Below are 19710 nucleotides of genomic sequence, written 5' to 3' on the forward strand. Positions count from 1 at the left end.
GTCCGACCCTAGCTCGCCACCAATTGCTCATGCCGAGGCCACGCCGGGGCGGCACACTTGAGGCGTGCCGACGCCACCGCATCCCTATCTCGCCGAGCCGCTCCCCCGCGCGTTCGCGCACCGGGGCTGGCACCTGGACGAAATGTCCGAAATGGAGAATTCCCTTCCCGCCTTCCGGCGCGCCGTCGCGGAGGGCTTCCGGTACGTCGAAACCGACGTCCACGCCACCTCGGACGGCGTCGTCGTGGTGCATCACGACGCGCTGCTCGACCGCACCACCGACGGCACGGGACCGATCGCTCGGCAGACCTGGCGCACCGTCAGCCGGGCGAAAGTCGGGGGCCGCGCACCCATCTCGCGCCTGGAGGACGTTCTTGAAGAACTCCCCGGCGCGTTTTTCAACGTGGACGTCAAGGCGGCCGACGCCGTGGAGCCGTTCGTCCGTGTGCTGGAGCGGCTCGACGCCTTCGACCGCGTGGCCGGAGCCTCCTTCTCCGACGCGCGACTCGCCCGGCTCCGCAAGCTCGCCGGCCCTCGGCTCATCACCTCGCTCGGTCCGCGCTCGGCCGCCATTCTCTGGGCCAACGGGTGGCTGCCGTTCCTGCGCCTCGGTTTCCTGAGCCGGGGCGCACTGGCGCAGGTGCCGGTACGCCAGGGGCGCATGACCATTGTGGACAAGGCTTTCCTGCGCTCGGCGCGGAAGGCGGGCGTCGAGGTGCACACGTGGACGATCAACGACAAGGAGCACATGCGCTCGCTGCTGGACCTCGGCGTGGACGGCATCGTCACCGACCGGCCGGACCTGTTGCGGGAGCTCCTGATCGAGCGCGGCGCGTGGCCCTCGGTCAACGGCCACAACCCCTAGCGCGGCGCCTTGCCGCTCCAGGCTGCCTTCCAGGTCTTCGGTCCGAGGCGTCCCGAGTCGTTGATGCCGTTGGCCCGCTGGAGGTCGAGCACCGCCTTGCGGGTCTTCTCGTAGTAGCAGCCGGTGCCCTGGAAGTCGTAGCCGTAGGTGTTCATCCGCAGCTGGAACGTGCGCAGTTCGGGCGCGCAGTCACCGTAGGCGTAGACAAGGCCCGGCCAGGCCGGCCGCACCGGCTTCGCGGGTGCGGGCTTGCGGCCGCTGATGTAGGCGGAGTCGGAGTAGCTGGGCTTGACCTTGCTGCGCGCGTCGCGGTCGTTGACGAGGCCCAGCATGCCGGCGCACTCCCAGGGCTGCCAGCCGCGCATCCGGTACAGGTAGAGCGCGCGGTAGTCCTGTTCGGCCCTGGTCGCCTGGTCGGGCCTGCCCGTGCCGCCGACGCTGCGCCAGGTGGGCAGGTCGAACTGGTAGGCGCCGTAGTAGCCGTTGCCGGTGTTGACGGCGTAGCGGTCGGTCGACTCGCACATGCGCAGCTTCGCCCACGTGTCCGGGGACGGGTCCCCCGCCGCCGGGATGCTCAGCGCCACCGGCAGTCCGAGTGCCACCGCCGCCACGAGCAGGAAGCGCACTACCAGTCGTTTCGCGGTGCCCGCCCAGTGCTTGTCCATGACTGCACACTAAGCAAAACGGACAATGGACCACAAGAGTCACACCAAAAACAACAGTCTCTCATACCACAGAGGGGGGATGCCATGACCGACACGCCGTCGCACCGGCTTCAGCCGTGCTATGGGCACGCAGTAATCTCCGCTCACTCGACGACTCGCAGTGCAGGGAGCCCCGCATGACCGTGACCCCGCAGGGCCCGGCGCCTGCGGCCGACGCCAGGGAACGCAAGCGGGAACAGCGCGGCTGGTACTTCTACGACTGGGCGAACTCGACGTTCTACACCTCGGTCATCACGGTCTTCGGCGCGCTGTACATGAGCTCGGTCGCCGCCGACGACGCCAAACAGGACCTGGCGCGCAACGGACCGAACCCCTGCGTCGACGCGCAGGGCCAGGAGAACAACCTCCAGAACTGCGACGTCTCCCTGTTCGGCCTCGAGTTCCCGGCCGGCTCCCTGTGGGGCTATCTGCTCTCGGTGGCCACGATCGTGCAGGTGCTGATCCTGCCGATCACCGGCGCGATCGCCGACCGCAGCCAGTACAAGAAGCGCATCCTCGGCGGGTTCGCCCTGCTCGGCGCGACGGCCTCGGCGCTGCTGTTCTTCGTCGCGGACGGCCGTTGGCAGCTGGGCGTGGCGCTCTACATCCTGGGCAGCATCGGCTACGGCGCGTCGATCGTCACCTACTACTCGTTCCTGCCCGACATCGCCACGCCCGACGAGCGGGACGCGGTGTCGGCGCGCGGCTGGGCGTTCGGCTACCTGGGTGGAGGCGTCGCATTGGCGCTGCAGCTGGCGTTCTACCTGAGCCACGAGTCGTTCGGCATCTCGCAGTCCACCGCGGTGCGGATCTGTTTCCTCAGCTCCGGCGTGTGGTGGGCGGCGTTCACGATCATCCCCCTGCGCAGGCTCAGGGAGCGGCAGGCGCCGCACGGGAGCGAGCGCGGCCTCGGCGTCGTGCGGGCCGGCTTCAGCGAGCTGCGCGACACGATCAGGGCGGCGCGGGCGTTCCCGCTCACGCTGGCCTTCCTGGGCGCGTACCTGATCTACACCGACGGCATCTCGACGGTGGTGACGGTGTCCGCCCAGTACGGGACGGAGGAGCTGCGGTTCAGCGACGAGGTGCTCATCGCGACGATCCTGGTGATTCAGTTCGTCGCCTACTTCGGCGGTATGGCCCACGGGCTCGCCGCGCGCCGGTTCGGCGCGAAGAAGACCATCCTCGGCAGTCTGGTCGTGTGGATCGTCGTGATCGCGGCGGCGTACTTCGTGCAGGAGGGCCAGGCGCTGCAGTTCTACGCCGTCGCGGTGGGCATCGGGCTCGTGCTCGGCGGCACCAACGCGCTGTCGCGCTCGCTGTACAGCCAGATGATCCCGGCGGGCAAGGAGGCCCAGTACTACTCGCTCTACGAGATCGGCGAGCGCGGGACGTCGTGGCTGGGTCCGCTGCTGTTCGCCGGTGTCGGGCACGCCACGGGCTCGTTCCGGTACGCCATCATCGCGCTGGTGATCTTCTTCGTGATCGGGTTCGTGCTCGTGGCGCTGGTCCCTGTGAGAAGGGCCATCGCGGCGGCGGGTAACCGGGAGCCTGCCGTCCTGTAGCCCGCCAGGCGGATAGGGTCGCTCGACGTGACCGCCGTGGAGAACGAGCATTCCGACCCGACCGACGCGCTCTCGTCCGCCCCGGCGTGGGGTGCCCGCAGAGAGCTGCCGATCGCGGGCAAGGTGAAGTTCTGCTACGGCCCGATGGACTGCGGGAAGTCGACGCTCGCCCTGCAGATCGACCACAACCTCGCCCGGCAGGGGCGGCAGGGGCTGTTGCTCGTGCGGCACGACCGCTCCGGCGCGCCGCAGATCACCAGCCGGATCGGGATCACGCGCACGGCGGTGGAGGTCGAGTCGGACACCGATCTGTGCGCCCTGGTGCGGCGCGCATGGGCGAGCGGGCGGCACGTGGACTACCTCATCGTCGACGAGGCCCAGTTCCTCTCCCCCGCGCAGGTCGAGCAGCTCGGTGAGCTCGCCGACGACGCGCACGTGGACGTCTACTGCTTCGGCATCGCGACGGATTTCCGCAGCGAGCTGTTCCCCGGCGCGCGGCGGCTGTTCGAGCTGGCCGACGAGTTGCAGCCCGTGCAGGTGGAGGTGCTGTGCTGGTGCGGGCTGCCCGGCCGGTTCAACGCGCGCGTGCGGGACGGCCGGGTGGTGCGGGAGGGCGACACGGTGTTCGTGGCCGACACCGAGGGGCCGGCGAGGTCCACCGCTGAGGTGAATTCGGTACCGACACGCGCGCAGTCCGAAACCGCTACGGTCCGTTACCAGGTACTTTGTCGTCGCCACTTTCGCCGAGGCGACCTGGGGCCAACGGTGTCCCACCAGGGACAGCTCCGGTTGACCTGAGTGGCCACTACCTAGCCCAAGTGGGGGATATCCCCAAGAAGAGAGGCATTTGCGCGTCACGCGGAGACGGTGAACGTCTCCCACTAGAGAAAGCTGTTCCCGAGGGTGATGCAGCTCATCGTGAGTAACGGCATGGTCGGTTGGGAATTCAACGACCCGTAGCCTCGTTGCACAGGGTGAGCACCGCCCTGGCTCCCTGGCTGGGAGCCGACTGAAAGGACCCACTCATGGCCGACCGTGTTCTCCGTGGAAGCCGGTTGGGAGCGGTCAGTTACGAAACCGACCGCAATCACGACCTCGCCCCCCGGCGCACCGTGCGTTACTCGTGCCCGAAGAACCACGAGTTCGAAGTGCCGTTCTCGGACGACGCCGAGATCCCTTCCGTGTGGGAGTGCCGCCTGCACGGCACCGAGTCGGAGATCGTGGACGGCGGGCAGCCCGAGCCCAAGGAGACCAAGCCTCCGCGCACCCACTGGGACATGCTGCTCGAACGACGCTCCATCCCCGAGCTCGAGGAACTGCTCAACGAGCGGCTCGCCGAGCTGAAGGGTCGAAGGGGCACCCGCGCCTGACGGCCACCGGCCACGCACCGCTCCCACCAACAGCAGAGCCCCCGCGACCTCCCGCCGCGGGGGCTCTGCTCTGTCCTGGACCGGTCAGCGGCCGAGAAGCCTGCGCAGCTGGCCCAGCCGACGCTGGAGGCCCCACTGGGCGACCTTGAGCGCGGCCTCCCCCATGATCGCGCCGCTCATCTTCGACTCGCCCACCTCGCGGTCGGTGAAGGTGATGGGCACCTCCACCACCTCGAAGCCCTGCTGCACCGTGCGCCACGTGAGGTCGATCTGGAAGCAGTAGCCGGTGGAGGCGACCTCGTCGAGCGCGAGCTTCTCGAGCACCTCGCGCCGGTAGGCGCGGAAACCGGCCGTGTTGTCGTTGACGCCCATGCCGAGCGCGAGCCGGGAGTAGAGGTTGGCGCCGCGGGAGATGAACTGCCGGGACAGCGGCCAGTTGACCACCGCGCCGCCCGGCACGTACCGGGACCCGATCACGAGGTCTGCACCCTCGAGCGCGTCGAGGATGCGGGGCAGGTCCTCCGGCGCGTGCGAGCCGTCGGCGTCCATCTCCACGAGCGTGCGGTAGTCGCGGGCCAGCCCCCAGCGGAACCCGGCGATGTAGGCGGCGCCGAGGCCGGCCTTCTCGGTGCGGTGCAGGACGTGCACGCGGTCGTCGGCGGCGGCGAGCTTGTCGGCGAGCTCTCCGGTGCCGTCGGGGCTGCCGTCGTCGACCACGAGCACGTGTACCTGCGGCAGCGTCGCGTGCAGTCGCTGCAGGAGTGGCGTGAGGTTCTCCCGCTCGTTGTAGGTCGGGATGATCACCAGCACGGGGTCGACCTGCTCCCTGTGCTGCGTGCCCTCCGCCATGCTTCTCCCCTTCTATCGCGTGTGGTCCGCGTTGGCGCGGCGCGTGCGCGACCGGAGCACGAACCCGGCGACCACCGCGAGGAGTGCGGCCCCGACCAGCACGTACTCGGTCGACGCACCGAGTCGATCCGACAGCGTAGTCTGCTGCCGCAACGGCACGTCGGCCACCAGTGACGCCGCGGTGAACAGACCGGTCTGCTGCGTCACGCTACCGTCAGGCTGGACGATGGCGCTGACCCCACTGGTCGCCGCCACCACCACCGCACGGCCGTGTTCGACGGCGCGCACACGCGACATCGCCAGCTGCTGGTAGCTCATCTCCCCCGGCCCGTACCAGGCGTTGTTGGTGGGCACGACGAGCAACTGCGCCCCCGCTGTCGTGGCCTCCCGGGAAACGTAGTCATAGGCCACCTCGTAGCAGATGACGGGTCCGATTCGGGTGCCGGCGACGTCGAGCTTCCCCGGCTCGGTGCCCCAGCGCATGTCGACCGTGTCGTCGAGGAACGGGGTGAACCAGCCCGCAATGGTGCGCAGGGGGATGTACTCGGCGAAGGGCACGAGTTCCTGTTTGACGTAGCGCTCCCCCTCCCCTTCACCGGGCCGCCAGGCGGCGACGGCGTTCTCGGTCATGCCGTCGGGTGCGCGGTACGCGGCGCCGATGAGCGTGGGCACGCCGAACTCGTCGACCATCGCGTCGAGTACGGGATCGGGGCCGTCGACCTCGGTGGCGGTCTCGGGCCACACGACGAGGTCGGGGCGCGGCACGTCGCCCGTCCTGATGCGCTCGGCGAGCCGCTCGCTCTCGGCGAGGTGGTTGGCGCGGATGAGGTCGCGGCGGCCGAGCAGGTCGAGTCCGATGTCGGGGGCGTTGCCCTGCACCACGGCGACGGTGCGGGTGCCGGCCTCGGCGGCCGTGCCGACGGTCGGCCACACCGCCAGGCCGACGGTCACGGGCAGGATCGCGGCGACGGCGGGGCCGAGCCAGGATCGGCCGGGACGAAGGCCGTGCTCGCGGATCCGCATGACGAGCCACGCGAGCCCGAACCCGGTGACCACGACGGCGAAGCCGACGAGCGGCACCCCGCCGATCGAGGCCAGGGAAAGGTAGGCGCCCTCGGGCTGGCTGAAGCCGACGCGGCCCCAGGGGAAGCCGTTGGTGGGCCAGCGAGAGCGCGCGAACTCCTGGAGCAGGAACACCATCGCCAGCCACACCGGCGCGCCGGGCAGTCGCGCGGCGAACGGCATGAGCGCGCACGCGAGGCCGAGGTAGCCGGCCAGCACGGCGGACAGGCCGAGCCAGGGCGCGGAGCCGAAGTCGTCGCCGAGGAAGTCCTGGATCCACAGCAGGTGTGGCAGGAAGAACGCGAACCCGAACACGGTGCCGTAGCCCGCACTGCCCCACGACCGCCTGCCGTAGAGCACGAGCCCGAGGCCCGCGAAGGCGAACGGCGCCAGCCACCACAGCGGGCGCGGCGCGAAGCTGGCGAACAGCACCAGTCCGGAAGCGACGGTCAGCGCGAGCCGGGCGAGCACGGGCACGAGGCGGCGGCCCTTGGGGACTGGCTCGTGACGCTCGGTGGAGAGGGGCGCTTCGGCCGCGGCGGTCACCTCGACAGCGTAACGCGCGGGCAGATCACGTCACTGTGAGTGGGTGAAACGTTCGAGGCCGGTGACCCGGAGGAGTTCGAGGGCCGACGCCGTGCGGGTGCCGGGCGCGGCGGAGTAGACGAGCACGAACTGGTCGTCCTCCGGGACCGCGAGGATGTCGCAGTCGAGGGTGAGTGTGCCGAGCTCGTGGTGCTGGACGGTCACGCTGCCGGAGCGCAGTCGCCCGGAGCGGGCGGCCCGCCAGAGCCGGTCGAACGCGGGGCTGCCGGTGCGCAGCTCGGTGACGAGGCGGGCGAGGTCGGGGTCGCCCGGGTACCGGGCGTGTGCGGTGCGCAGGCAGCCGACGCAGTCGGCGGCCGACTCGGCGTCCGGGTTCGGGGTGGGACCGAGGAAGCGCTGCCAGATGAGGTTGCGCCGGGTGGGCGGCCATTCGGAGAGGTCCCCGAGCAGGGCGGCGGCGAGCGGGTTCCAGGCGAGCACGTCGGACTTGGCCGACAGCACGAGTGCGGGCAGGTCCGCCATCCGGTCCAGCAGCCGCAGCACGCTCGGTCGGACGAGCATCGGCACGCGGCCGTCGTGGGGCGGAGGGGCGCCGGCGAGCCGGAACAGGGTGTCGCGGTCGTCGTCGGACAGCCGCAGTGCCCTCGCGAGCGCGGTGAGCACCTGGACCGAGGGTTTGGGGCCCCTGCCCTGTTCGAGCCGGGTCACGTAGTCGACGCCGAGACCCGCGAGCTGGGCGACCTCCTCGCGGCGAAGCCCTGGCACCTGCCTGCGTGCGCCTGTGGGCAGGCCGACGTCGGCGGGGGTGACCCTGGCCCGCGCGGTCCGCAGCACGGCGGCCAGTTCGGCTCTGTCCACGACCCCATCATGCCGGGCCGCACGGGGTTCGGGGTGGTACTGGCAGGCCCATGCCGGGGTGGTCCTGGTGCGGGGCGGCGAGCTCGGCGACGCTCGGGGCATGACCACGACGGCGCTGGTGACCGGCGCGAACAAGGGGCTTGGCCGGGAGACCGTGCGACGGCTCGCCGCGCGCGGCTGGGAGGTGTTCCTCGCGGCCAGGGACGAGGAGCGCGGTCGTACGGCGGTGGCGGAGCTGGCGGGGTCCGGGCTCGCGGTGCGGTTCGTCGCGCTGGACGTGACCTCCGACGAGTCCGTGGCCTCTGCCGCGTCGCAGGTGAAGGCCGCCGTGGGACGGCTCGACGTGCTGGTGAACAACGCGGGCGTTGGCGGAGAGGACGGCCCGCCCGCCGAGGCGCGGGTGGCGGGGTTGCGGGAGCTGTTCGAGGTGAACGTGTTCGGCCCGATCCGGGTCACCAACGCGTTCCTCCCGCTGCTGCGCGAGGCCGCGAGTCCCAGGATCGTGATGGTCTCCAGCGGGATGGGCTCGTTCGCCGTGGCTCGCGACCCTCGCTGGTTCGACCTGGTGCCGCCGGGTCTCGGCTACCCGGCGTCGAAGGCGGCACTGAACATGATCACCGTCCAGTACGGTCGCGCCCTGGACGGCATCCGGATCAACGCGGTGGACCCCGGCTTCACCGCGACCGACCTCAACGACCACCGCGGCTACCAGACCCTGGCCGAGGGCACGGACGCGATCATCAGGCTCGCCGGCGCGGACGGTCCGACCGGCGGATTCTTCGACAGAAAGGGGCCCGTTCCGTGGTAACCAGCAAGGGAGACACCGTCCTGTCGCTCGGGATGCACCCGAGCGCTATTGACTTCAGCCGCTACCCCGAGGTCACCGAGGAGATGCTGACGGCACGCATCGAGGCGGGTGAGGCGGCGCTGCGCGAGGCCGGGTTCGACATCGTGCCGTGCCGTCTCACCTCCGGCGACGCCGACGACGCGGAGAAACTCATTCGCGAGACCATCGCCGCGCGGCCGGTGCAGGTGGTGGTGATCGGCGCCGGGTTGCGGATGGCCGAGGAGTACACGCTGTTGTTCGAGCGGGTCGTGAACCTGCTGGTGGAGCTCGTGCCCGGGATCAGGTTCTGCTTCAACACCTCCCCGGAGACGACGATCGACGCGCTGCGCCGGTGGGCTCGGCCCGGCTACGGGCGCTCGTAGATCACCTCACCGGCGCGGACGGTGCGCAGGCAGCGGGGCAACGGCGCGCCCGGTTCGAGCGGCGGCAGCCCGGGAACCTGGGCCCTGGGGTCGGTGGACCAGCGCTGCACGCGTGAGTCCGGCGTGGCGACCACGAGGTCGGCCGACTCCCAGACGGCGTAGTGCGCGGGCGCGCCGGGCACGAGGCTGCCGGTGACGCCGTCGTTGACGCCTGCCGCGCGGTGCCCGCCCCGGGTGTGGGCGTTGAAGGCGGCGCGCGCGGACACGCCCGCGCCGGGCGTGTGGTGGTGCACGGCCGCGCGGACGCTCGCCCACGGTTCGAGTGGCGTCACGGGGGCGTCGGAGCCGAACGCGAGCAGCACTCCCTCGCTCGCGAGCGTCGCGAACGGGTTGAGCGCGGCGGCACGGTCGGTGCCGAGACGTGTGGCGTACATGCCGTCGCGACCGCCCCACGCGGCGTCGAACTGGGGCTGCACGGACGCGGTGACGCCCCAGCCCGCCAGCGCGCGGGCCTGTTCGGCGTCGATCATCTCGACGTGTTCGAGGCGGTGGTGCCGCCCGGCGAGGGCGCGCTGGCCGACGGTCTTCTCCGCGAGCCTGAAGCCCTCGACGACCTCGGCCACGGCGGCGTCGCCGATGACGTGGAAACCCGCCTGCAGCCCGGCTTCGGTGCAGGCGACGAGATGGCCGGCGATGGTCTCGGCGTCGAGGTAGCGCGCGCCACGGGTGCCGGGCCGGTCGGCGTAGGGCTCGTGCAGGGCGGCGGTGTGCGAGCCGAGCGCGCCGTCGACGAACAGGTCGCCGGCGAGGCCGCGGGCACCGAGGCGCGCCGCGGTGTCGGCCGCGCCGAGCTCTCCCCAGTAGGCGACGACCTCGGGCAGGCCGGGTTCGCTCGCCAGCCGCTGGAGGTCGCGCAGGTCCGCCTCGCCGGAGATGTCGGGGCCCGCGCATTCGTGGACGCTGACGATCCCGGCCGCCGCGGCGGCGTGCAGGAAGGCCCGCTGGGCGCGCTGCCGCTGGTCGGTGGTGATCGCGGCGCGCACGGCGGAGCGGACGAGGTGGTGGGCGTCGCGGGTGAGGGGTCCGTCGGGGGACCAGCCGTCGGCGTCGCGGGCCGCCGGCGCCAGCTCGACCAGTGCGCTGGTCACCAGCGCGGAGTGCACGTCGACCCGGCTCAGGTAGACCGGTGCGCCGCCCGTGGCCTCGTCGAGCTCGGCGCGGCTGGGCAGCCGGGGGCTGGTCCAGGTGGACTCGTCCCAGCCGTGGGCGCACAGCACCTCGCCGGGGGTGACGGCGGCGCGCACCGCGGCCAGCAGTTGGCCCGCGTCGCGGACGCCGGTGAGGTCGAGGCCGGACAGGTGCAGCCCGGTCGCGGTGGCGTGGACGTGGGCGTCGACGAAGGCGGGCGCGACGAACGCTCCGTCGAGCGGCACCTCCTCGGCGCCCGGGTGCAGTGCGCGGCCGGGTCCGTCCTGCCCCACCCAGACGACGGTGCCGTCGGTGATCGCCAAGGCGGTGGCGTCGGTCGAGCCGGGCGTATGGACGCGCCCGCCGAGCAGGAGCGTGGTCGTGCTGGTACTCACGGCGAGCAGTCTGCCAGGCCACTCGGAGACGGGAATATTTGCATCCTTCTGATGATCTGGCAGGATATTTTTACGCCTGAACCGACATGAGGAGCAGATGTGACTGCGATCCAGGAACCTGCTGTGGATGCCGGCGACCAGCCGTACACCTACCGGCGTGCCGAGCTGACCGAACCGGACTGGCGTCGTTTCCCCGGCTGGCGGGACGTCACCGAGGCCGAGTGGCGTGACGCCCAGTGGCAGCGGGTGCACTGCGTCCGCAACCTCCGGCAGCTGCGCGGTGTGCTGGGCGAGCTGGTGGCCGACCGGTTCTACGACGACCTCGCCGCCGACCAGCGCGAGCTGGCGACGATGTCGATGCTGCTGCCGCCGCAGATGCTCAACACGATGGCGCCGCACGCGGGCACGGACCCGGAGAAGGTCACCGACGCCTTCTACGCCGACCCCGTCCGGCGCTACATGTTGCCCGTGCGCAGCGACCGGGACGCCGTCTGGCCGAGCCACCCGCACTCGGAGCGCGACTCGCTGCACGAGGCCGAGATGTGGGTCGTGGAGGGTCTCACCCACCGCTACCCCACCAAGGTGCTCGCGGAGCTGATCTCCACCTGCCCGCAGTACTGCGGGCACTGCACGCGGATGGACCTCGTCGGCAACTCCACCGAGCTCATCGACAAGCACAAGCTGACACTCAAGCCCGTCGACCGGCAGGACGCCATGATCGACTACCTGCGGCGCACCCCGGGGGTGCGGGACGTCGTGGTGTCCGGTGGCGATGTCGCCAACGTGCCGTGGCACCAGCTCGAGGCGTTCCTCATGCGGCTGCTCGACATCGAGACCGTCCGCGACATCCGCCTGGCCACCAAGGCGCTCGCGGGACTGCCCCAGCACTGGCTGCAGCCGAAGGTCGTGGAGGGCCTCGCGCGGGTCGCGGGCACGGCACAGCGGCGCGGGGTGAACCTCGCCATCCACACGCACGTCAACCACGCGCAGTCGGTGACCCCGCTCGTCGCCAAGGCGGCACGCACGGCGCTCGAGGTCGGCGTGCGGGACGTGCGCAACCAGGGCGTGCTGCTGCGCGGCGTCAACGACACTCCGGCGCAGCTGCTGGACCTGTGCTTCGCCTTGCAGGGTGAGGCGAACATCCTGCCCTACTACTTCTACCTGTGCGACATGATCCCCAACGCCGAGCACTGGCGGCTCGCCGTGTGGGAGGCGCAGGAGCTGCAGCACGCGATCATGGGCTACCTGCCCGGGTACGCGACGCCGCGCATCGTGTGCGACGTCCCGTACGTCGGCAAGCGCTGGGTGCACCAGCTCGCCGAGTACGACCGCGAGCGCGGGATCTCCTACTGGACCAAGAACTACCGCACCGGCATCGAGCACCACGACCCCGAGGCGCTGCGCCGCCGCTACCCGTACTACGACCCGATCGCGACCCTGCCCGAGTCCGGGCGCGCGTGGTGGGCCGACAACGCGCGGCGGTGACGGGCCTCAGAAATGCCGCAGCAGCTCGGGAAACGCGCTGAGCCGCAGCACGCCGGGATCGCCGGGGTCCAGCTCGCCGTGCTCCAGCACCCACGTGTTGTCGTTGGGGATGAACACGGCACCGAGCCCGGCCTGCCTGGCCGGCAGGATGTCGGACTTCGGCGAGTTGCCGATCATCCACGTCGTCTCCGGTGCGAACGCGTACTCACGGGCGAGGTCGTGGTAGGTCCCGGCGTGCTTCTCGGCGACGATGTGGATGCCGCCGAAGTGCCGCTCCAGCCCGGAGACGGTCAGCTTTCGTTGCTGCTCCTCGGTGTCTCCCTTGGTGAGCAGCAGCAGGTCGTGTCGCTCGCCCAGCGCGTCCAGGGTCTCCGCGACGCCGGGGATCAGCTCGATCCGGCCCTCGACGAGCGCCACCGCCAGCTCGTCGATCCGCCGTAGTTCCTCGCGGGTGGCCGGCCGTTCCCGCAGCCGTGCCACACAGTCGCCGAGGCTGCGCAGGAACACCTTGCTGCCATAGCCGTGCGCGGCGGAGTTCGCGCGCTCGATGTCGTCCAGGATCTCGCGCAGTTCCGCGCGGTCCAGGGTCGGATGCGCCAGCCAGTCGAGAAAGTCGTCGATGACCCGCTCGAAGAGGACGTTGTTCTCCCAGAGCGTGTCGTCGGCGTCGAAGATCAGGACCTGCTTCTCGTATCGTGCGCGCACCGCGCGAGTATCAGCGCACGGTCCCGGCGGCCGCCACCCGTTTTCTTCTAGACTCGACCGCGATGGCCAGATCTCGCTGGTGGCTCGCCGCGTTCGCACTCGTCGGGGTCGCCCTCCTCGTGGGAGTCTTCGTTCTCATCGGCAGGGACGAGCAGCAGCCCACCGAACGGCCTGGCCCGCCCGGCCGTGGCCCGTTGACCGTGGTGGGGCTCGGCGACAGCACGATGTCCGGCGAGGGCGCCGGGGACTACACCGCCGACACCGACGGCCGCAACGGCAACTGGTGCCATCGCTCCCCCAACGCCTCGGTGCACCACGTGACGGTGACGAGCATCGTGAAATCGGTGAACCTGGCGTGTTCCGGTGCACCGTCGGGCCAGGTGGCGCTGGGTGACGTGAAGCAGTGGACCGAGCCCTCCCAGGCGCAGCAGCTGGCGCAGCTGGTGAAGAACCATCGCGTGTCGGCCGTGGTGGTGGCCGTCGGCGCCAACGACGACCCGCATTTCTCCCGGCTGATCTCCGAGTGCTTCACGTCGTGGTTCATGGACGACGGCGACCCGTGCAGCGAGCGGATCAAGGACGACTGGCAGTCGCGGATCGACAAGATGGTGCCGAAGGTCGTCGGCGCGCTGGAGGACATCAAGAAGGTGCTCCGCGGCGCGGGCTACGACCGCGAGGACTACGAGCTGGTGCTGCAGTCCTACGCCGCGCCGATCGGTCCGGACATCCCGGAGAACCTGCGCAACCTCAACGGCTGCCCGTTCCGCACCGAGGATTTGCGCTGGGTCAAGGACACCGGCGCGACCTCGCTGTCGGCGGGGCTGCGGCAGGCGGCGTCGGAGGCCGGCGCGCGGTTCCTCGACCTCTCGCGCGCGGGCGATGGCCACGAGGCGTGCTCGGGTGGGCGCGACGCGAGCGGCGAATGGTTCACGCGGTTCACGGTGCAGTGGGACGACCTCACCGACGCCGAGCGCGCGACCCACGCGATCCAGGAGTCGTTCCACCCCAACGCCGCGGGGCACGAGCAGTTCGGCCGGTGCCTCAGCGAGTTCCTGACCACCAACGACGAGTCGGCGGCCTGTCTGGAGGGCGAGGACGGGAACCTGCACGCCGCGCCCTCGGTGCTGGCGCAGAGCCGCGGCTGACCGCGAGGAGCGTGCTGAACGACCCCGCCCGTAGCGAGCCGCGATCCAGACTGGGCGTCGCGCAGCAGGGCAGCGGTTGTTCAGCGCGCTCCTAGAGGTCGAGGGCGGCGCGCAGCGCGCTGTCGATCTGTTCCTGCACGTCGGTGCCGATCGTGGCGATGCGGCGGTCGAGCCACGGTCGGTAGATCCGGGTGAGCTGTAGCGTCGAGATCCAGAACCGGCCGTCGATGGCGACGCCGAGAATGTCCTGCGGGTCCTTCTCCAGCAGCTCGGTACCCAGCAGCCAGGGCCGTTCGGATTCGTTCACGCCGTCCGAGGAGAGCAGCAGGATCGCGCGGGGGCGGGCGGGTCGTGTGGGTGGGTGGTAGGTCCAGACTTCACCCCTCCGCACGCAGGTCCTCCAGCGCGGCCGCGATCTCCGCTTCGTCCGTCTTCGCCGCGGACTCGGCCGACTGGGCTGCGTGCGGGTGGTATCCGGTGCGGACGGCCTCCCTGCGGGCGGCCTTGGACAGCCAGGACGACACCGAGATGCCGTGCGCCTTGGCGGCCCGTTCGGCGAACTCGAGCGCACCCGCGTCCAGCGACAAGGTGACCTTACGTGTTGCCATACCTTTTACCGTACTCCCGCGCGCCCGCGACCGACACTCCTAGAGGTTCGGCGAGCGACCCTCGAACGGTGTGGAGAGCACCACCGTGGTGCGCGTGGACACCTTCGCGGCCTCCCGGATCTTGCGGAGCAGGTCCTCGAGCGCGAGCGGCGAGGCCACCCGCACGAGCAGGATGTAGGACTCGTCGCCCGCCACCGAGTAGCACGACTCGATCTCGGTGATGTGCTCCAGCCGCTGCGGGTAGTCGTCGGGCGCGGCGGGATCGTTCGGCGTGAGCGAGATCAGCGCTGTGAGCGGCAGGCCGATCTGCTCGCCGTCGAGCCGGGCGGTGTAGCCGCGGATCACGCCGCGCTGCTCCAGCCTGCGCACCCGCTGGTGCACGGCCGACACCGACAGTCCGACCCGCTCGGCGAGGTCGGTGAAGCTGCGCCTGCCGTCGGCGGCCAGCTCCCGGACGATCGCCTGGTCCAGCGGTTCGAGTCCGGCGCCTGTCATGAGCCCAGCACGACGAGCTCGTGCGGCCGCTTGTTGAGCGCCTCGGCGCCCTCGGAGGTGACCACGACGATGTCCTCGATTCGCGCGCCCCAGCGGCCTGCCTGGTAGATGCCGGGCTCGACGCTGAACGCCATGCCGGGTTCGAGCGGGAGGTCGTTGCCACCGACGATGTAGGGCTCCTCGTGCACGTCGAGGCCGATGCCGTGCCCGGTGCGGTGGATGAAGAACTCGCCGTACCCGGCGTCGGTGATGATGTCGCGCGCTGCCGCGTCCACCTCCTGCGCCGTGGCACCGGGGCACACCGCCTCGACGGCGGCCTGCTGGGCGCGCTGCAGCACGGCGTAGGTCTCGGCCACGTCGGCGTCGCGCGGATCGCCGACCGCGTAGGTGCGCGTGGAGTCGGAGTTGTAGCCCTCGGCGATCGGCCCGCCGATGTCGACCACCACGACGTCGCCCGGCTCGATCACGCGGTCGGACACGTCGTGGTGCGGGCTCGCGCCGTTCGGCCCGGAGCCGACGATCACGAAGTCGGCCGTGGTGTGGCCCTCCTCGATGATCGCGGCGGTGATGTCGGCGCCCACCTCGGCCTCCGTGCGGCCGGCGCGCAGCCACTCGCCCATGCGCGCGTGCACGCGGTCGATGGCCTCCCCCGCCTTGCGCAGCGCGGCGATCTCGGTGGCGTCCTTGCGCATCCGCAGTTCCCGCAGCACCGGTCCGGCGAGGCACTGCTCGGCTCCGCCGACGGCGGAGCGCAGCGCGAGCACGTGCAGCGCGGCCATCATGTCGCTCACGGCCACGCGGCCGGGCTTGCCGAGGCGGTCGGCCACGAGCTGGTACGGGTCGTCGCCGTCGACCCACGTCACCAGCTCGACACCGAGGTCGTCGAGTGGTACGTCGGAGTAGCCGGGCGCTTCCAGCTTCGGTACGACCAGTGCGGGCGGCCCGTCCCCGCCCGCGGGGATCACGAGCGTGGTGAGCCGCTCGAACGAGCCGCCCGCCTGGCCGATCAGGTAGCGCAGGTCGGAGCCGGGCGCGATGAGCAGCGCGTCGGTGTTCGCGTCGGCGGCGGCGCCGCGGGCCCGGTCGAGGCGGGCGCGGAGGCTGGCGGCGTCGGGGGCGGGGTTGTGCAGCGATCGGCGCGACATGGCGCTGAGCCTAGTCGGCCCTCGGGCCGTCGTCCTGGCTACCTTGGCCGCGCCACGCCGAGCACGCGCGTGGCCACCACCGACACCTTCGCACCGGGCGGGAAGATCAACTCGCGGAGCCGGACGAGGTCGAAGCCCGCGCGCCGCAGTGCCGACACGGTGTCGCGGTTCGGGTGGCAGCCACCCATGAGGTGCGGCCACACCAGGTTCGCGACGTCCTGCCAGCGGCCGCGCACGGCATCGCCGGAGCGGACGTGCTCGAAGAAGCGCAGCTCACGGCCGGGCCGCAGCACCCGCCGGAACTCGGTGAGCGCGGCGGCCGGGTCGGCGACCGAGCACAGCACGCCCGACACGACCACCGCATCGGCTGAACCCGTGCCGACCGGCAGCGCGTCGGCGAGCCCGTCCACGACGTCGATGGGCACCGGTGCGCCCCGGGCCGCCTCGACCGCCTTCTCCTGCAGCGTCGGTTCCGGCTCGACGGCCGTGACTCGTTCGACCGTCGGCGGATAGTGCGGGAAGTTCAGGCCGGTGCCCGCGCCCACCTCGACCACGTGGCCGGTGAGCCCGGCGAGCAGTTCCTTGCGCAGCTCGGCCTGCCCGCGAGCCTCGTTGCGGGCACCGATGCGGATGAACAGTCTCGCGAAGAACGGGTTCTCGACGAGTCCCATCCCCCGAGCATGGCACGCTGTGCGGGTGACGACCGCTCCTTTGGCGCTGCTCGACGCGGCAAGCCTGTATTTCCGTTCGTTCTACGCGCTGCCGGACACGATGACCGCGCCCGACGGCACGCCCGTCAACGCCGTGCGTGGGTTCGCCGACACGATCGCGCGGATCATCGTCGACCGGCGTCCGTCGCGGCTGGTCGCGTGTCTGGACGCCGACTGGCGGCCGCAGTTCCGGGTGGACGCGCTGCCGAGCTACAAGGCGCACCGCGTGGCCGAGGTCGCCGACGAGGGGGTCGATGTCGAGGAGGTGCCGGACACGCTCACCCCGCAGGTGCCGATCATCCTCGATCTGCTGGAGGCGGTCGGGCTGGCGACCGCCGAGGCGGCGGGTTTCGAGGCCGACGACGTGATCGGCACCCTCGCCACGCGGGAGGCCACCGACCCGGTCGAGGTGATCACCGGCGACCGCGATCTCTTCCAGCTCGTGCGCACGGAGCCGACGCCGACCTCGGTGATCTACGTCGGCAAGGGCTGGGCCAAGGCCGAGGTGCTGGGCCCCGCCGAGGTCGGCGCCCGCTACGGCGTCCCCGCCGAGCACGCCGGGCCCGCGTACGCGGACATGGCGATGCTGCGGGGCGATCCCTCGGACGGCTTGCCGGGCGTGGCCGGTATCGGGGAGAAGACCGCGGCCAAGCTGATCACGCAGTTCGGCTCGCTCGAGGCACTGGTCGAGGCCGCGCGCAAGGAGAGCCCCCAGCTGCCGTTGAAGACGCGGACCAGGTTGAACGAGGCCGCGGACTACCTGGCGGTCGCGCCGACGGTGGTGCGCGTGGCCGAGGACGCGCCGGTGGTCCAGTCCCGCGACGACCGGGTCCCCGACGGGCCCGCCGATCCGGACCGGGTGGCCGAGCTCGCGGAGCGCTGGAACCTCGGCAACTCCGTCAAACGCCTGCTCGACGCGCTCTCCGCTCGCTAGACCGAGCCGGTGCGCAGGGCGTAGCGGCGCTCGGCGTAGGCGAGATCGTCCCGCCACAGCCGCGCCGCGACCCTGCGCATCACCGGCCGCACGAGTGGAGCCAGCGAGCGCGCCACCGCGAAGCCCGTGCGTGGCGACGTCGCCACGGTGGCCTCCAGCACCGCCGTGCGAGGCCTGCCGTCGGCGCCCGGGCCCAGCGGGGTCGCGTGGGTCTCGACGACGCTGCCCTCCCCCTCGCCCGAGACGATCCGCATCACGACCGTGCGCGGCTCCGGGGCCGTGAACTCGGCGCGCACCGGCACGCCGAAGCGCCCGCCCACGCGGAACGTCACATCCACCAGGAACCGGTCGTCGCCGTCGACCGCGCCCGGCTCCGGGGCCCGCACGACCGTCAGGCGGGTGAACGAGTACGGGTGGAACCACGCGCCGTGCCACGGATCGAGGCGGTTGGCCACGACGTCGCACGGCTCGCACACGCCCTCCAGCCTGGCCACCGCGGAGAGCGCACCCGGCAGTTCCGGCCGGGCGGGCAGCACCGGCCGCGGGGTCGGCGGTTCCCCGCCCTCGGCGTCGAGCCGCACCCAGGCGAGCACGCCGTCGTCGTGTGCGGGCAGCGGTCGCCAGCCCCGGCCGCCGCCCGGCGGCACCGCGAGGCCGTGCCAGCGGCACACGACCTCACCGCACACCACGCGGCCCTGCGCCAGCGGCGCACCGAGGTGCGGGCAGGCACCGGGGCCGACGACGAGCCGTCCGGTGCCGTCCCGCCACGCGACCAGCTCCCGGCCCGCGACCCTGGTCCCGAAGGGACGGTCGGAACGGATCGCGTCGGCGGCCGCGAACGGGAACCAGTTGCCCGACGGGCGGGCCTGCGCACGGTCGGCGGCCGCCTGGATGACGGCGGGATCGGCCTGCCCGACCGTCGGCCGCTGCCGGGCCCAGCGCGTGCGGGAGATCGGCTGCACCGGCCAGTGGGCAGGCCACCGCCGCTGAGGGTTGTCGCTCACGCGTCCTTGTTAACCCAGGTGCGTCCATCGATAAACGCTCAGTAGAAGAACACGTCCTCCGTGAGCCCGGCGTGCAGCGCCCGGTAGCCGCCCGTGTAGAACAGCAGCGGGCTGCCCTCGCGGTACTCGAGATGCTCGACCTCGCCGATGAACAGCACGTGGTCGCCGGCCGGATGGCGGTCGACGATCCGGCAGCCGATCTCGGCGAGCCCGCCGGACAGGAACGCGTGGTCACCGCGCCACTGGAAGTCGGGCGTCAGGCCGGGGCACGGCCTGCCGCCGAAGTGGCGGGACAGTTCCTCCTGCTCGGCGGAGAGCACCGTGACGCCGTAGCGGTCGCCCCGGTGCAGGTGCTCGGCCATCGTGCAGTTGCCGAGCGACACGAGCACGAGCGGCGGATCGAGCGAGACCGACAGGAACCCGTTCGCGGTCATGCCGTGCACGCCGCCCTCCGGCGGGGTCGTGGTGATCACCGTGACGCCGGTGGCGAAACGCCCCAGCGCGGCGCGGAAGTGGCGCGCACCGGTGACCGAGGGGCGCGGTCCGGCGATCACGTGCCCGCCACGGGCGCGTAGTGGATCACCTGCGCGCCGCCGGTGGCGTAGTTGGCGACGTCGGCGTTGACGGCCTTGCCCTCGTCGGAGGACAGCGCCGCGATCATGGCGTCCTGCGAGTCGAAGTCGCCCTCGAAGATCGCGAAATACGGGCTGTCCCCGCCACCGGCGGCCCGCACGTCGAGGCTGTAGCGCATCGCGCGCAGGCCGGGCAGCTTCGCGGCCAGCGGCAGGTGCGTGTTGACGTAGTACTCCCGGAAGTGGTCGGGGTCGGCGGGCGGCGGGTACAGCACGGTGAGGCGGTACATGCTGGGTTC

Annotated in this window: 23 protein-coding genes; 9 read left to right on the forward strand and 14 right to left on the reverse strand. The window is 71.5% G+C overall.

Going from position 1 to position 19710, the window contains the following annotated elements; translation table 11 throughout:
• The first annotated feature begins 64 nt into the window (after window positions 1-64).
• Complete coding sequence (locus tag BA062_RS11555) at window positions 65-865, forward strand: glycerophosphodiester phosphodiesterase family protein (RefSeq protein WP_110336039.1); 801 nt, start codon at window positions 65-67, stop codon at window positions 863-865.
• Here the strand turns inward: BA062_RS11555 and BA062_RS11560 are convergent.
• The gene (locus tag BA062_RS11560; RefSeq protein WP_110336040.1) at window positions 862-1530 is read right to left on the reverse strand and encodes a transglycosylase family protein; all 669 of its coding nucleotides are present in this window, start codon (window positions 1528-1530) and stop codon (window positions 862-864) included. The genes BA062_RS11555 and BA062_RS11560 overlap by 4 nt on opposite strands.
• 176 nt (window positions 1531-1706) lie before the next feature.
• On the opposite strand from BA062_RS11560, the gene BA062_RS11565 reads away from it, so the two are divergent.
• The 3 genes from BA062_RS11565 to BA062_RS11575 all read left to right on the forward strand — a co-directional run bounded on the left by BA062_RS11565 (window position 1707) and on the right by BA062_RS11575 (window position 4501).
• Window positions 1707-3131, forward strand: a complete 1425-nt coding sequence (locus BA062_RS11565; RefSeq protein WP_110336041.1) for an MFS transporter — start codon at window positions 1707-1709, stop codon at window positions 3129-3131.
• 27 nt (window positions 3132-3158) lie between these two features.
• Entirely contained in the window at window positions 3159-3929 is a 771-nt protein-coding gene (locus BA062_RS11570) for a thymidine kinase (RefSeq protein WP_110336042.1), read from the forward strand.
• Window positions 3930-4156: 227 nt separating this feature from the next.
• On the forward strand, window positions 4157-4501 hold the full coding sequence (locus BA062_RS11575) for an RNA polymerase-binding protein RbpA (RefSeq protein ID WP_110336043.1): 345 nt from the start codon (window positions 4157-4159) through the stop codon (window positions 4499-4501).
• An 84-nt stretch (window positions 4502-4585) separates the two neighbouring features.
• On the opposite strand, the gene BA062_RS11580 is transcribed toward BA062_RS11575, so the two are convergent.
• The 3 genes from BA062_RS11580 to BA062_RS11590 are packed head-to-tail and all read right to left on the reverse strand — an operon-like array spanning window position 4586 to window position 7816.
• Window positions 4586-5350, reverse strand: a complete 765-nt coding sequence (locus tag BA062_RS11580) for a polyprenol monophosphomannose synthase (RefSeq protein WP_110336044.1) — start codon at window positions 5348-5350, stop codon at window positions 4586-4588.
• Between the two features lie 12 nt (window positions 5351-5362).
• Window positions 5363-6958 carry an apolipoprotein N-acyltransferase gene (gene lnt / locus BA062_RS11585; protein ID WP_110336045.1) on the reverse strand — a complete coding sequence of 532 codons (1596 nt, stop codon included), beginning with the start codon at window positions 6956-6958 and terminating at the stop codon, window positions 5363-5365.
• Between the two features lie 30 nt (window positions 6959-6988).
• Entirely contained in the window at window positions 6989-7816 is an 828-nt protein-coding gene (locus BA062_RS11590; RefSeq protein ID WP_110336046.1) for a helix-turn-helix transcriptional regulator, read from the reverse strand.
• A gap of 100 nt (window positions 7817-7916) precedes the next feature.
• Here BA062_RS11590 and BA062_RS11595 point away from each other — a divergent pair, with 100 nt between their 5' ends.
• On the forward strand, window positions 7917-8624 hold the full coding sequence (locus BA062_RS11595) for an SDR family oxidoreductase (RefSeq protein ID WP_110337260.1): 708 nt from the start codon (window positions 7917-7919) through the stop codon (window positions 8622-8624).
• Window positions 8618-9025 (forward strand): hypothetical protein, encoded by a 408-nt coding sequence (locus tag BA062_RS11600; protein ID WP_210406822.1) that lies wholly within the window; start codon window positions 8618-8620, stop codon window positions 9023-9025. Before BA062_RS11595 ends, BA062_RS11600 begins: the two co-directional genes overlap by 7 nt.
• On the opposite strand, the gene BA062_RS11605 is transcribed toward BA062_RS11600, so the two are convergent.
• Window positions 9010-10608, reverse strand: a complete 1599-nt coding sequence (locus BA062_RS11605) for an amidohydrolase (RefSeq protein WP_110336048.1) — start codon at window positions 10606-10608, stop codon at window positions 9010-9012. The two genes, BA062_RS11600 and BA062_RS11605, sit on opposite strands and share 16 nt — an antisense overlap.
• A gap of 99 nt (window positions 10609-10707) precedes the next feature.
• On the opposite strand from BA062_RS11605, the gene BA062_RS11610 reads away from it, so the two are divergent.
• On the forward strand, window positions 10708-12093 hold the full coding sequence (locus tag BA062_RS11610) for a KamA family radical SAM protein (RefSeq protein WP_110336049.1): 1386 nt from the start codon (window positions 10708-10710) through the stop codon (window positions 12091-12093).
• Between the two features lie 6 nt (window positions 12094-12099).
• Here the strand turns inward: BA062_RS11610 and BA062_RS11615 are convergent, their stop codons facing one another.
• Entirely contained in the window at window positions 12100-12798 is a 699-nt protein-coding gene (locus tag BA062_RS11615) for an HAD family hydrolase (RefSeq protein ID WP_110336050.1), read from the reverse strand.
• A 62-nt stretch (window positions 12799-12860) separates the two neighbouring features.
• On the opposite strand from BA062_RS11615, the gene BA062_RS11620 reads away from it, so the two are divergent.
• Window positions 12861-13943: a GDSL-type esterase/lipase family protein gene (locus tag BA062_RS11620; RefSeq protein ID WP_110336051.1), complete on the forward strand. Its 1083-nt coding sequence runs from the start codon at window positions 12861-12863 to the stop codon at window positions 13941-13943.
• Window positions 13944-14034: 91 nt separating this feature from the next.
• On the opposite strand, the gene BA062_RS11625 is transcribed toward BA062_RS11620, so the two are convergent.
• Genes BA062_RS11625 through BA062_RS11645 form a run of 5 tightly spaced genes read right to left on the reverse strand, consistent with a single transcriptional unit; the run spans window position 14035 to window position 16862 of the window.
• Window positions 14035-14334 carry a hypothetical protein gene (locus tag BA062_RS11625; RefSeq protein WP_110336052.1) on the reverse strand — a complete coding sequence of 100 codons (300 nt, stop codon included), beginning with the start codon at window positions 14332-14334 and terminating at the stop codon, window positions 14035-14037.
• On the reverse strand, window positions 14321-14551 hold the full coding sequence (locus BA062_RS11630; RefSeq protein ID WP_110336053.1) for a hypothetical protein: 231 nt from the start codon (window positions 14549-14551) through the stop codon (window positions 14321-14323). The genes BA062_RS11625 and BA062_RS11630 overlap by 14 nt, the downstream gene beginning before the upstream one ends.
• A 39-nt stretch (window positions 14552-14590) precedes the next feature.
• A complete protein-coding gene (locus tag BA062_RS11635) occupies window positions 14591-15046 on the reverse strand; it encodes an Lrp/AsnC family transcriptional regulator (RefSeq protein ID WP_110336054.1) in 456 nt (151 codons plus the stop codon).
• On the reverse strand, window positions 15043-16191 hold the full coding sequence (locus BA062_RS11640) for a M24 family metallopeptidase (RefSeq protein WP_110336055.1): 1149 nt from the start codon (window positions 16189-16191) through the stop codon (window positions 15043-15045). The genes BA062_RS11635 and BA062_RS11640 overlap by 4 nt, the downstream gene beginning before the upstream one ends.
• Before the next feature lie 38 nt (window positions 16192-16229).
• Complete coding sequence (locus BA062_RS11645) at window positions 16230-16862, reverse strand: class I SAM-dependent methyltransferase (protein WP_110336056.1); 633 nt, start codon at window positions 16860-16862, stop codon at window positions 16230-16232.
• Between the two features lie 25 nt (window positions 16863-16887).
• Here BA062_RS11645 and BA062_RS11650 point away from each other — a divergent pair, with 25 nt between their 5' ends.
• Window positions 16888-17835, forward strand: a complete 948-nt coding sequence (locus tag BA062_RS11650) for a 5'-3' exonuclease (RefSeq protein ID WP_245959778.1) — start codon at window positions 16888-16890, stop codon at window positions 17833-17835.
• On the opposite strand, the gene BA062_RS11655 is transcribed toward BA062_RS11650, so the two are convergent.
• From BA062_RS11655 to BA062_RS11665, 3 genes are read right to left on the reverse strand one after another with little or no spacing between them, the layout of a single operon-like run.
• The gene (locus BA062_RS11655) at window positions 17832-18839 is read right to left on the reverse strand and encodes a Rieske (2Fe-2S) protein (protein WP_110336058.1); all 1008 of its coding nucleotides are present in this window, start codon (window positions 18837-18839) and stop codon (window positions 17832-17834) included. The two genes, BA062_RS11650 and BA062_RS11655, sit on opposite strands and share 4 nt — an antisense overlap.
• 38 nt (window positions 18840-18877) lie before the next feature.
• A complete protein-coding gene (locus tag BA062_RS11660; RefSeq protein WP_245959779.1) occupies window positions 18878-19393 on the reverse strand; it encodes a flavin reductase family protein in 516 nt (171 codons plus the stop codon).
• Window positions 19390-19701: an EthD family reductase gene (locus tag BA062_RS11665; RefSeq protein ID WP_110336059.1), complete on the reverse strand. Its 312-nt coding sequence runs from the start codon at window positions 19699-19701 to the stop codon at window positions 19390-19392. The genes BA062_RS11660 and BA062_RS11665 overlap by 4 nt, the downstream gene beginning before the upstream one ends.
• Window positions 19702-19710: the final 9 nt, after the last annotated feature.

The organism is Prauserella flavalba (assembly GCF_003202235.1).
In the GTDB taxonomy this organism is placed as follows: domain Bacteria; phylum Actinomycetota; class Actinomycetes; order Mycobacteriales; family Pseudonocardiaceae; genus Prauserella_A; species Prauserella_A flavalba.